General features: G+C 55.9%; 7 protein-coding genes. 2 read left to right on the top strand and 5 right to left on the bottom strand.

Translation table 11 applies throughout. The annotated features are described in order from the left end of the window. Window positions 1-178: 178 nt before the first annotated feature. The 4 genes from ABGT88_RS02645 to ABGT88_RS02630 all read right to left on the bottom strand — a co-directional run bounded on the left by ABGT88_RS02645 (window position 179) and on the right by ABGT88_RS02630 (window position 7,076). The gene (locus ABGT88_RS02645) at window positions 179-3,562 is read right to left on the bottom strand and encodes a hypothetical protein (protein WP_346700259.1); all 3,384 of its coding nucleotides are present in this window, start codon (window positions 3,560-3,562) and stop codon (window positions 179-181) included. A gap of 2 nt (window positions 3,563-3,564) precedes the next feature. Continuing rightward, window positions 3,565-5,598, bottom strand: coding sequence for a carboxypeptidase-like regulatory domain-containing protein (locus ABGT88_RS02640; protein WP_298662923.1), 2,034 nt, complete (start codon window positions 5,596-5,598; stop codon window positions 3,565-3,567). 15 nt (window positions 5,599-5,613) lie between these two features. Then, on the bottom strand, window positions 5,614-6,162 hold the full coding sequence (locus tag ABGT88_RS02635) for a DUF3575 domain-containing protein (RefSeq protein ID WP_143240939.1): 549 nt from the start codon (window positions 6,160-6,162) through the stop codon (window positions 5,614-5,616). 233 nt (window positions 6,163-6,395) lie between these two features. Next, window positions 6,396-7,076, bottom strand: a complete 681-nt coding sequence (locus ABGT88_RS02630) for a zinc metallopeptidase (RefSeq protein ID WP_087408763.1) — start codon at window positions 7,074-7,076, stop codon at window positions 6,396-6,398. A 276-nt stretch (window positions 7,077-7,352) separates the two neighbouring features. Between ABGT88_RS02630 and ABGT88_RS02625 the strand changes: the two genes are divergently transcribed. Both ABGT88_RS02625 and ABGT88_RS02620 read left to right on the top strand, forming a co-directional pair. Beyond that, the gene (locus ABGT88_RS02625) at window positions 7,353-11,549 is read left to right on the top strand and encodes an acyl-CoA dehydratase activase-related protein (RefSeq protein WP_346700256.1); all 4,197 of its coding nucleotides are present in this window, start codon (window positions 7,353-7,355) and stop codon (window positions 11,547-11,549) included. Between the two features lie 5 nt (window positions 11,550-11,554). Continuing rightward, window positions 11,555-12,217 (top strand): TetR/AcrR family transcriptional regulator, encoded by a 663-nt coding sequence (locus ABGT88_RS02620; RefSeq protein ID WP_087408765.1) that lies wholly within the window; start codon window positions 11,555-11,557, stop codon window positions 12,215-12,217. A 97-nt stretch (window positions 12,218-12,314) separates the two neighbouring features. Here the strand turns inward: ABGT88_RS02620 and ABGT88_RS02615 are convergent, their stop codons facing one another. Continuing rightward, window positions 12,315-12,761, bottom strand: coding sequence for a DUF4465 domain-containing protein (locus tag ABGT88_RS02615; RefSeq protein WP_346702809.1), 447 nt, complete (start codon window positions 12,759-12,761; stop codon window positions 12,315-12,317). Window positions 12,762-12,783: the final 22 nt, after the last annotated feature.

The following is a 12,783-nucleotide window of genomic DNA, read 5'->3' as shown; positions in this document are numbered from 1 at the left end:
CATACTCCGCGATATAGTTGGTTCTTTATCCTTGAAAAAAAAGCCGGTATTCACCCCCCCCCTTCCGAGTATCCTGCCCCGAAAGCCGACGACAGGTATCCCTGGCCACGACCTCTGAAAAACGCAGGCACCCGACTCACGCTCGAGAGTCGGGTGCCTGCAATATCATAGTCGTGCGTCAAAACCGATAGGCGGTTCCTACCGAAACCCGGCCTACGCCGATAAAGTGGTGAGTGTTGGTTTCGAACAGCTTATCGTCCCAGAGGGTCATCGAAGGCTCCACAAAGAGGTCGAGCGTGCGCGATACGTTCCAGCGCAACTGAGCGGCACCGCGAGCCACCCAGCCTATACCGCCATCGCGGTTGTAGTTGCTCCAGCCCAGACCGGTACCCAACGAGGCAATCAAGTGGAACCGACGATCGGGGTCGGGCTCGAGTAGCGACGAGAGGTTGAGCAGATAGTCGGCATGGAGCGTCCCTACGTTGAGTGTAGGCGAAGTTCTCGGGGTAATGAAGTCATAGCCCAACCCTACCGATACACCCGATGCGGCCGTAAACCAACGACCCAGTGCAATGTCGGTAGCGACCGACACCTTGCGGTAACGGTCCATCAATATCGTTTCGCTGAAGAGCGAAGGGCCTACCGATACCGATACAAAGGTGTTGCGGTCGGGAGCACGACGGCCACCCTCTACCGCATTGCGGCCCAGCTTGTAGTTGAGGCCCACCAGCACGCGGGCTTCGGTATCGACACTGCCATAGGTGTGAGGCAGGTGCGAAGCCACGAGTTGCGGCTCGACAAACAGGTCTATCCCCGACGAGAGGTTGAACCGTCCCTGAACGCCGGCCCGGGCTCCATACACAAATTCGTTCTGTTTCCGGCAATTGCCCACGCCGCCATACACACCACCCAATACCAGCAGGTCGAAGAAGCGGTCGGGGTTATACCCCACGGTAAAGGCCGAGAGATTGAACAGATAGTCGGCCGAGAGCGACAAGGCCATATATTGCGGTTGGGTGCGATAGTAGCCGTAGTCCAAGCCCAAACGCCAGGCCGACAGCGGAGTATACCACTTACCCAGCGAGAGGGTGGCTCCATAACCCGGAGAGAACTGCAGGCCCGACTTCCGGAGCCAGCGACCCGTATAGCCTACCGACACGAAATATTTGTTGTCGGTATCGTAGGCGGCATGATTGGCCTGGTAGTCGTAGTGGTTGAGCCTGTATTGAAGGCCCACGTTCACCGAGGTGAGCATGTCAATCGGCAAACTGGCCATGCCTTCGCGCGAATAGTTCTTCCCGAATACCCGCAGTTGAGGCTCGACGAACAAGCCGATACCCGAACCGACATTCCACAACCCTTGCAGACTCAGGGCGGCTCCGGGGTAGAATCCCGTGTGGTTGCCGGTAGCATAAGAGAGCACGGCACCTACCCCCAGGTGAGTCTCGAAGATGCGCGACGGGTTATAGCCGTAAAGGGTCGAATTGATATTCCACAGATAATCGAGTTGCACGAGCCCGAACTTGCGATACCCGATTTCGGAGTCGCGATAAGCACCGGCACCGGCCGAGAGCCGCACACCCGATGCCCCCGTAAACCATTTGCCCACATAGGCCGAAGCCATGGGCCCGATGCGGTCGAGCGGATGAAAAACCAAATTGCGGTGCATAATACCGGCAACACCTACGCCCGCTCCGTAAAATATATGGTCTACGAAGTTTTCGTGGCGAAACTCCTGGGCCTTCTCCATCGTACCATGTGTGCGCCCGTAGCCATAGAGCGAATAGGTGAGACCGGCCGTAATCGTGGGCACGACATCGATGCTCGAGATAAGCTGCTGTTCCCAACGGTTATCCTGCCCTACAATCAGACGGGGCTCGATGAACAAGCCAAACATATCGTTGAGCCGGAAGAGACCTTGCAGACCTACACCTGCACCCACGCTGTGCTGGAAATAGCCCTCCGACGATACAAAATCGTAATTGAGACCGGCCACCCCACTCAGCGAGAAGAGGCGGCTGCGATCATAACCATAGAAGAGGTTAGTCAGGTTGAACAGATAGTCAAGCTGACCACCCACGGCCCACGTGTGGTGCGTCGTAAAGCGGGCATCGAGCGACGAGAAATTGGCCAGCAACCGCACGCCCGAAACCGGATTCCACCAGGTGCCTATACCGCCGAACAGGCGATAACCCTTGTTGGGTAACGGGTCGGAGATTGAGGTATTGAGCACACTGGCAAAGCCACCGCCTATCGTCAGGTAGAGGTCGCCGATGCTCCGAGGCAAGTCGAACGGGTCTTGCTCGATGGTCGAGCGATTGATTGCAGGCGAAACCGGCCGATAGGTAAGTCCGGCCCATACCGAAGCCAACGGGTCTACCGCACTCAGGTGGTCGCCCCAGGCTCCGTTGGCAAAGACATCGACCCGAGGCTCTATGAACAGGCCCAGATTTCCAGACAAGCGGAACTCGCCGTGCAAACCGGCCCCCACACTCCAGCGACTCTGGAGCTTTTCATCGACAGCCACCTTGTTATAACCAGCTCCCAAAAGGCCCGACATCTCGAACACCCGACCAGGGTTATATCCACCGAAGAGGGCGTGCATGTTGAAGAGGTAATCGAGCTGGGCTCCTACCGATGCCTTATGGGTATTCCGGTCGGTTTTCAGATAACGGACCGTCCCCGACAAGCGCAGCGACGATACCGGCGTGAACTGTTCGCCAATCGACACCATGGCAGTATAACCCGAGTCGAGCAACGGATTCAACGAACTGGTCAAGGTCGACGACAGACCACCTGCCAACGAGAAGAAGAGACCTTGATTAGCCCCCCAGAACGATTCGTGCCGACGTACCGGCGCCGAGAGCAACCGATACCCCAGACCGGCCATGAGCGAGGCCTCCCAGTCGTATCGCATCCAGGTAGAGATGCCGTCGATGCCGTCGGTATAGATACCTACCCGCGGCTCGAGGTAGAAGAAGGTGAGCGGCGAGAAGTTGAAGCGCGTCTGCATACCCAGTCTGAAACCTCCGCCGTGGTTCCAGTTGCCCCGGCGGTACAACAGTTGATATTCACCGCCGGCTACCCCTATCAGCTCGAAGATGCGCGACGCATTGTCTTTGTGCAACAAGGCCGAGAGATTCATCAGATAGTCGGCCGAGAGTCCGGCAAAATAGGGGTTGACCTCGCCCAGTCCATTGTGCAACCCGGCATTCAGCCCCAGCCGCACACCATGTACGGGGGTGAACCAGTCGCCCACCGTGAGACCGCTACGCAGCCCCAACCCCGGCGTAGAAAAGAGAGTCCCGGCCGAGCGGACGGCAGTGACTCCCGCCTCGCCCGTAAAGAAGAGGTGGTCGCCAAACTTTTTCCGGGCAAAGCGCTCGTTTCTGGCCGGACGCTGTAACATGTAATTCAATCCGTTGAACTGGGTCGTATCGTTGTTCGCAGCCTCCTGTGTCTGGGCCGACGCGCTCCACGCACACAGCACCATCAACAGGCAGGCACACCTTACTGCCCCTTTACAACCACGCATACTGTATTTCGAATTTTTCCTTTTCATACTTACTCCTCATCATCATGTTGTTGCAACAATTCCAGCACATCGCCATCGATGCTGGCCACATCGCGCAGCGACGGGTCTTTCTTGAACGCACTTTCCAGATACGAGAGTGCGAGCACCACTTCGTCGACACGATTGGCCGCAACGGCCTTGATGTAGTTCTCGCGGGCCGAGTTACCCAACAGCTTGGCCTTCTCCCAGGCCTGGTCGTTGGCTTTGATGGCCAGCAACATCAACACTTCGTTGAAGGGCGAATCGGCCGAAACCTCCTGTATCACCTCGCTGTACCTGCCGTTCAAAGCCGCCGCATACACCCTGGCCTTGTGATAGACCCCGGTATCGGGCAAATCGGCGGCCAACGAATCGGCCTGACCGAACTTGCCGACCGCCATCCAGGCGACTACCTGGTTGAGCCGGGTTTCATCGGGCAACTCGGGCAAACTCAGATAGGGGACGAGCAACTCGGCATCGGGCTTACCCTTCTCGATAAGGAGGGCTGCCAGGTCGGTGGCAGCTACCAGGAACTTCGGATAGACCTCGAGAGCCCGCCGGCATATCGCCTCGCGCTCGTCGGCCGAACCGGCCTGGTTGTACAACCGCCAGAACTCGTTGCGGGTGAGCTCGGCACTGTTGGTCCGATACAGAGTCCTTATCTCTTCGTCGGTGAGGTAGCGATACTGCGAGAAGAGCAGTTCGTAGCTGACCCGACGCAACTGCGGCAAATAGGTGCCCGTAATGAGCGGACGATAGAAGGGCAGCGACACCACCTTGCGCCACTGCCGGTTGGGATTGTCGGGGTATTGGTCGATAATGGCCTGTATGGCGTCGGCCTCCTGGTTCTTGCCGTCGGCCCGAAGCAGTTCGACCACCCGGCTCCAGGGCTCTACCGCGGCATCGGTACTTATATCGAGTTGCCGACGAGTCGACTCGTTCAGCTCTTTCAACACCCAATCCATGGCCGACGACATACGCTGCCCGGCCAACTTCAGGTTCTTTTCGTAACTACCGTCGGGCGAAGCCGTTCCCGCAATGGAGAAGCTCTTCAGCCGGGCATTGGGGTCGTTCTCGACCTCGCGCAGGCGGGCTACCAGCCGTTGCATCTCCTCGCGGTTGTTGCCGTCGTCGAGGTTGAGCCGGCTCTGGTTGACCCGGAAAGTCAGATTCACATCGCCCCGGGTATCGCGCAACTGCATCTCGGGTTGCGGGAAAAAGCGCTCGTTCTTCACCGCACTGCCGGGAATGTCGTACTCGAGGAACCGCAGCGGGTTGACCACGCCGCGGGCAATCACAAAGGTATCGCGGTAGAGCACCCGGTTGTAGTTCTCCATCGCCACCATCATGTCGCAACGGAAGTCGTCGTTGGGGTTCTCGACATAGGTCGAGTCGTTGTAGCCCACCCAGTCGTCCTTGCGCGACGAGGTAGTTTTTATCTGCACATATTGCGACAAGGGGTCTTGCCGGGTGTCGTAGTCGTACATGCGCTCTTGCGTGATGGCATACTCCTTGCCGTCGAAAACTACCGGTTTGAGAAAGACCATCTGCCCGCGAGAGACATTGTAGATACCCGGTTGTATAATCATGCGGGCATCGGTCGTGAAGAGTTCGCGGGGAATCTTCACCCGGGTCTTCACATGGAAGTAGTTGCCCTTCACCTCGATATCGGTAGGCTCGGGCACCACCTTGTCGACGATGCGTTTGGCCGAGACCACCACCTCGTTCAGCGCCACGGCCGAAGGTTCGAGTTCGACATCGATGGTCAGTTCGCCACGCACGGCTACTTGTTTCTCTTCATATCCCAGCGACGAGAAGAGCAAATCGCCCTCCGAATCGATTTTCACCAAATACTTGCCATCCTCATTGGTAGCCCCCACCAGCTTGTTGGTAGCGGCGTTGAAGATGCTCACCCGGTAGAGCGGCTCACCCTCGATATTGGTGACCGTTCCCCGCACATTGATGTCGCGAGCCCACAGCGGCAGCAGTGCAGCCCCAATCAAAGCGCCTGCCACCCAGCAGGAGCGTAATCTATTTATCAGCATAATCACAAATTATTATCACTTGAATATATAGGAAAACGAAAGGCCCAGCCGAATGGGAATCGGCGACCATTTGCGCAAGTTGGGCGTAGCGGGTTTCTCCTCGCCTTCGCGATAATCGAACGCCCGCAACCGGGCCATACCCACACCGAGCGTAGCCTCGAGGTTCCAGTGCCTACTCAATACGAACGCATAGCCATACGACAGCCCGGCGCCCCATATATCGCCCTGATACAGATGTTGCCTGATGTTCATGTTGTACAACCCGCCCAGAAAGCTAAGGCCCACGAAATGGCGGGCCATGGGACGGTTGAACCAATAGCGCAACTCGGGTTGCAATCGGGCATGTGTGGCCTTTACGTCGGCAACGGAAAACGTAAACGGATTGGCCGTGGCACTAATATCGAGGGTCAGCCGACTGTTGAGCCGCATCTCCAGTGCCAGGTTGGGCGACAGTGTGGCCCAGTCGATTACATTACTCTTAAGCGCTACGCGCTGTGCATTGACAAATTGAGTACATAGGATAGCACACGCTATCCACACAATCTTATACCAATATTTCTTCATACGTTCTATCGGGTCGATCAAGGACCCGTCTCGCCGGCAGACTTCACCCGAAGCACTTTGCCAACGATTCCATTCAAAAAAATTAGACCTTAAACAAAAACTATCGCAAAAGTAGGCAAATTGCTCATATTTACCAAAAAAGCTTTTACTTTTATATCTTTTAAAAAAAAGCCGCTGCCCACACGGAGCAACGGCTTGTACATCTATCGGCTCAAACGGTATGGTATCGTTCCTTACTCGTCGCGACGACCTCCCACAAAAATGAGAATGTAGTACACCAGCGTAGCCAACGATCCCAGAGCAGCTACTACATAGGTGTAGGCGGCCCACTTGAGGGCATCTTGTGCCTTGTCGTGAGTCGTGGCATCGGTCACACCGGCCTGATTCAACCACGCCAAAGCCCGCTGACTGGCATTGATTTCGACCGGCAACGTAATGAAACTGAACAACGTAGTGGCAGCAAACAAAATGATACCTACAAGCATAATCTGAGGCATCACCTGTATGGTGAAGATACCAATCAGCAAAATCCATTGTACCCAGTTTGAAGCAAAGCTGACAAACGGAACCAGAGCCGAGCGCAACGTCAGGAACGAATAGGCTCGGGCATGCTGTACCGCATGGCCACACTCGTGAGCAGCTACAGCCGCAGCAGCCACGCTGTTGCCGTAGTAGACCTCGCGGCTGAGGTTGACCGTGTGGGTCGTAGGGTTGTAGTGGTCGGTCAGGCGACCGTCGATCTGTGTCACCGTGACATTATTGATGCCATTCTCCTGCAACATACGCATGGCAATATCGCGACCGGTAAGTCCATAGGGAATAGGCACTTGCGAATAGCGTTCGAATTTGCTCTGCAACGTACGCTGTACGGCGAAGCTCACCAACGCAATGACTATGAACAAGACATAAATCATAACTTTCTCTTTTGTTTTCTGTTAGTAACCTGCCGCAAATATATAGGAAATAGTGCATCAATTGTGTTAATTCAAGAGGAGTTATAACCAAATTGTGTTAAATCAGAATCTTCGAACAGAAAATCCGAACAAATGAAGAAAGAGCCGCGTCCTACCCGAAAAGCCAAAAAAATTTAACAAGAGTTCCAAGGTCAAAGAATAATCTCTACATTTGCGTCTGACAGTATAGTCAGACATATAAGACAAATTATTTTTTTGACTTCAAATCATCGACTCATGCAAGCGACCAACTATTACAGAACAGGGTTAGACGTTGGCTCTACGACCGCCAAGATGGTGATTCTCGACAACCACGGACAGGTAGTATTCTCGCGTTACGAACGGCACAACGCTCAAGTAAACCGATTGCTCGAAACCTACTTTCGCGAAGCCCGCGAGCAACTGGGCGACGTGACTACGGCCATCGCCGTCACCGGCTCGGTAGGTATGGGCACGGCCGAACAGTTGCAGGCCGGGTTTGTACAGGAGGTGGTAGCCGCCACCCGGTACGCTCAGGAGAGATACCCCGAAGCCTCGGCCTTGATCGACATCGGTGGAGAGGATGCCAAGGTAGTCCTCTTTCAAGGCGAGAATATCGACCTGCGCATGAACGGGAACTGTGCCGGCGGCACGGGAGCCTTCATAGACCAAATGGCTGTATTGTTGGGCGTGAGCATCGAGCGATTGAATGAACTGGCCCTGCAGGCCGATCACATCCATCCCATCGCTGCCCGATGCGGTGTATTTTCGAAAACCGACATCCAAAACCTGGTCAGTCGCAACGTCCCTCTCGCCGACATTGCCGCCTCAATTTTCCATGCCGTAGCCGTGCAGACGATTGTCACACTGTCGCGGGGATGGACCTTCCGCCCGCCCATCCTGTTGTGCGGAGGCCCACTCACCTTTATCCCGGCCCTGCGCAAGGCCTTTGCCGACTACCTGCAAATTGCCGAGAGCGACTTCATCCTCCCGGCCGGAGGCAACTTGCTGCCAGCTCTGGGATGCGCCTTGTGTGCCGATGAGAACCAAGTCACCTCGCTTTCGCGCCTGTCACAAGCCATCGCCCGGCACAACGACACACCCCGCCAGGCCTCTTTGCCTCCCCTCTTTGCTTCGGCTCAAGAGTATGAGCGATGGCAAGCCGAGAAGGCCCGCTACAACTGGCCCTCACGGCCGCTTGCACCGGGACACCAGCAGGCAGTACTCGGCATCGATTCGGGCTCTACCACGACAAAGATTGTAGCCGTGGCCCCCGACGGAGCTATCCTCTTCACCCACTACGCCCCCAATCTGGGCAACCCCATCGAGGCGGTTCGCCAGGGACTCGCCGAACTGAAGAAACAGTGCGACGACCGGCAGACCCGACTCGACATCATCGGCTCGTGCTCGACCGGCTATGGCGAAGAGCTTATCAAGGCGGCCTTTGCCCTCGACGGGAGCATGATCGAGACCATGGCCCACTACAAGGCTGCGCGGCAGATGGAGCCCGAGGTAAGTTTTATCCTCGACATCGGCGGGCAAGACATGAAGGCCATCTTTGTCAAGCAAGGAGCCATCATCCGCATGGAGCTGAACGAAGCCTGTTCGTCGGGATGCGGTTCGTTCATCGAGACCTTCGCCCGCACGCTCGGCTACAAGGTTTCCGACTTTGCCCAAGCCGCCTGCACCGCCTCGCGACCTTGCGATTTGGGGACCCGCTGCACGGTATTTATGAATTCGAAAATCAAACAGGTACTGCGCGAAGGGGCCACTATTGCCGACATTGCCGCAGGCCTCTCCTACTCGGTCGTAAAAAACTGCCTCTACAAGGTACTGAAACTGAAGCACAGCAAAGAGCTGGGCGATACCCTTGTCGTGCAGGGAGGCACCATGCACAACGACGCTATCGTGCGGGCCTTCGAACTGGAAACCGGCCGACAGGTAGCCCGAAGCAACCACCCCGAACTGATGGGGGCCTATGGTTGTGCCCTTCAGGCGCTGGAACGGCAGTCGGCACCCCGCACACTCGACTCGCTGCTTGCCTCGACCGGCTACACCAGTCGTCAGATTCAGTGCGGCGGTTGCGAAAACCGTTGCTTCGTATGCCGCTACACCTTCCCCAACGGCAACACCTTCTACTCGGGAAACAAATGCGAACGGATATTCACCAACCGGGGCGAAAGCGAAAATCCCGGCCAGAACATCTACCCCTACAAGTACCGGTTGCTTTTCGACCGGGCGACTCCCGAACAGGGCTCGCCGGTCGTGGGGATTCCCCGGGTACTCAATCTCTACGAGAACTATCCCTTCTGGCACGCCCTCTTCACCCGTTGCGGCATCCGGGTCGTGCTCTCCGACCTGTCGACTTTCGTCAGCTACGAAAAGGCACTGCACACGGTCATGTCCGACAACATCTGTTTCCCGGCCAAACTGGTGCACAGCCACATCCAGAATCTCGTACAAAAGAAGGTCGACCGCATATTCCTCCCTTATGTTGTCTACGAACACGAGAGCGACGAAAAGATGTCGAACAGCTATACCTGCCCCATCGTAGCCGGATATTCCGACGTGATACGCAGTGCCATGTCGCCCGACATACCGGTCGACTCGCCGGCTATCACCTTTGCCGACATCGACCTGCTCACCAAGCAGTGCACCCGCTACCTGGCTACACTGGGTATCCCGCACGAACAGGCCCGCGAAGCGGTGAAGCAGGCCTGGCAAGCCCAGCGACAATACACCATCGACATCCGACAAAAGGCCGAAGCCATCGTACGGGAGAGCCGGCAGAAGGGCGAACCTGTCATTCTACTGGCCGGGCGCCCCTACCACACCGACCCGCTCGTACAGCACAAACTCTCCGAGATGATTGCCAACCTGGGGGTGAATGTCATCTCCGACGACATCGTGCGGGGAGATGACGGAATCGATACCCACGACACCTACCTCGTCAAACAGTGGGCCTACATGAACCGCATCTTGAAGGCCGCCGAATGGGTGGCCCGACAAGGTAACGATATTCACTTCGTGCAGATGACCTCCTTCGGCTGCGGCCCCGACGCGTTCCTGCTCGACGAAATCCGCGACATCCTGCACCGCAACGGCAAGCCATTCACCCTGTTGAAAATCGACGACGTGAACAACATAGGCTCCCTGAAACTGCGGGTACGCTCGCTGGTCGAGAGCCTGCGACAAAACAATCGCCCCGTCACGACCGAAGCATTCCGCACGACCCAGGTATTCCACAAGAGCGACCGCCGTCGAAAAATCATCGCCCCCTTCATGTCGGAGTACATCACACCCATGCTGGTACCGCTTTTCAAACTGTCGGGATACGACGTCGAAGTGCTGCCTCCGAGCGATGCCGCTTCGGCCGAGACGGGATTGAAATATGCCAACAACGAGGTTTGCTACCCGGCCACCCTCATCGTGGGCGACATCATCAAGGCACTGGAATCGGGGCGATACGACCTCGACCACACGGCCGTAGCCATCACCCAAACCGGTGGACAGTGCCGCGCCACCAACTACCTGGCCCTTATCAAGCGGGCCATGCTCGATGCCGGGTTCGGCCATGTGCCGGTCGTCACGCTGGGGCTGGGACGAAAGGCCGTAAACGAACAAGAGGGATTCGAACTGAAGTGGGGCAAGATACTGTCGGTAGCCCTCAATGCCCTGCTCTACACCGATACCATCTCCAAGTTCTACCACGCCTCGGTCGTACGGGAACGGGAGCCGGGAGCCGCAGCCCGTCTGCGCGACCAATATCTGGCCATGGCCGAGAAGCCTATCCTCGACAACACGCCGTCTCTGCTGGTCGAATATGCAGCCCGGGCCGCCCGGGATTTCAACGGCATCTGCCTCGACAAAACGTGCCCCCGCGTAGGCGTAGTGGGCGAGATTTTCCTGAAGTTCAACTCCTTTGCCCACCAGCACGTGGTCCGCGTCCTTACCGAACAGGGCATCGAGGTTGCCCCGCCGCTGCTGTTGCCCTTCTTCATGCAGGGATTCGTCAACCGGGACAACAAGGAGTCGATGTACCTGTCGAAGCAGCACATCCCCCACTTCCTCTCCCGGATGGCCTATCGGCTCATCGACAAACGGATAGCGCAGTTCAACCGCACGGGCTCGGAGTTCCGCTACTTCGTCCCCTTCAGCGACATCTACGAAGAGGCTGCAAACACCCGAGGCGTAGTATCGGGTGCCGCCCAGTTCGGCGAGGGGTGGCTGCTCCCGGCCGAGATCATCGAGTTTACGAAACAGGGCATTCACAATGTCATTTCGCTACAACCTTTCGGCTGCATTGCCAACCACATTGTATCGAAAGGCATCGAAAAGAGACTGCGCATGCTCTATCCTGAATTAAATTTATTATCTTTGGATTTTGACAGCGGTGTAAGCAGCGTGAATGTAACCAACCGATTGTTGCTTTTCACCCACCACTTAAGAGCCTAACAACCATGAAAACCCAACCGACACATACCGTCCCCAAAAGCGGAGCAACCGAAAATATAGAAACCCGCATTATCGAAGCGGCCAAACAGGAGTTTATCGAAAAAGGATTCGAGCAAACCTCGATGAGCGACATCGCGGCCGTCGTGGGAATAAACCGCCCCACGCTGCACTACTACTTCAGGACAAAAGACAAAATGTTCCAGGCGGTCTTTGCCTCGATTGTGAGCAATTTCCTGCCCCATATCGATGCCATTTTTTCGCAAGACAAACCATTCGAAAAGAAACTGGAAGAGATTATCGACATCTATTTCGACATCTTCACGGCCAACCCCTCGCTACCCAAATTTATCGTCGGCGAGATTCACCGCGACGTCAATCACCTCATCGATACCTTCTACATCCTGAAGTTCGACCAGTACCTGAGCCACATCGGCGAGCTGCTCAAGCAGGAGATTGACAAGAACCATCTCGAAAAGGTACCGATGCAGTTCCTCTTTATGACCTTTTACAGCCAGATTACCTTCCCGTTCCTCAGCCGCAACCTTTCGAAAAAGCTCTTTTTCCACGACAATCCCGAGGAGTATGCCCGGTTTCTGCCTCAATGGAAACAGCATATCATCGCACAAATCCTGCTCCTGCTCAATCCCCGGGAAGGCCTGCCCCTTTAAAAGGGAGCACCCCCGTCGAATCACTTCGCCGGAGGCACCATTCACTGTAGCAGTAGAGACTTAGCTAACAATAATCATCATACACTTTTTATAGAAGTCACTTTACAATCTTCACTCTGTACTCGCCACAGCGTATTACGTAAACACCCGAAGGATAGGCTGTCATATCGATAGTTGCAGTACCATCTATCGGCTGAGTCACAACCGGAGTTCCGCTCAGGCTGTAAAGTGTGGCGTCGACCCGACGATCGGACTCTACCCGCACTACCCCGGCCGCACGGTCGTAATAGGCTTTGACGGCAGGAGCCACAGCCTCTTCGACCGACGAGGGCGCAGTCAGAACCGTAAGACGGTCGAGGCAAAAGTAGGTCGGGGTCTTGGGGCCATGCTTGCCTTGATTGCTCGACTCCAACGTGAAGTAAAGCGAAGCGACTCTTCCCAGCGGGCTCAAATCGACCCACTCCCACGATTTATTCAAAGTCCAGGTGTTGGAATCTTTGCCCCGGTAATCGGCCAGATAACAGTTACAATTAAAGTAAGTAATATTCTTCTCATTTACAAATTCA

This window comes from Barnesiella sp. An22 (assembly GCF_963931395.1).
Lineage (GTDB): Bacteria > Bacteroidota > Bacteroidia > Bacteroidales > Barnesiellaceae > Barnesiella > Barnesiella merdigallinarum.
The sequence above is the reverse complement of the archived record's forward strand: the minus strand, read 5'-3'. Positions and strand labels throughout refer to the sequence as shown.

Excerpts from the sequence above, each read along its gene's own strand:
- ABGT88_RS02645 (WP_346700259.1), bottom strand. The coding sequence starts at position 3,562 with ATGAAAAGGAAAAATTCGAAATACAGTATGCGTGGTTGTAAAGGGGCA.
- ABGT88_RS02640 (WP_298662923.1), bottom strand. The coding sequence starts at position 5,598 with ATGCTGATAAATAGATTACGCTCCTGCTGGGTGGCAGGCGCTTTGATT.
- ABGT88_RS02625 (WP_346700256.1), top strand. The coding sequence starts at position 7,353 with ATGCAAGCGACCAACTATTACAGAACAGGGTTAGACGTTGGCTCTACG.
- ABGT88_RS02630 (WP_087408763.1), bottom strand. The coding sequence starts at position 7,076 with ATGATTTATGTCTTGTTCATAGTCATTGCGTTGGTGAGCTTCGCCGTA.
- ABGT88_RS02635 (WP_143240939.1), bottom strand. The coding sequence starts at position 6,162 with ATGAAGAAATATTGGTATAAGATTGTGTGGATAGCGTGTGCTATCCTA.
- ABGT88_RS02620 (WP_087408765.1), top strand. The coding sequence starts at position 11,555 with ATGAAAACCCAACCGACACATACCGTCCCCAAAAGCGGAGCAACCGAA.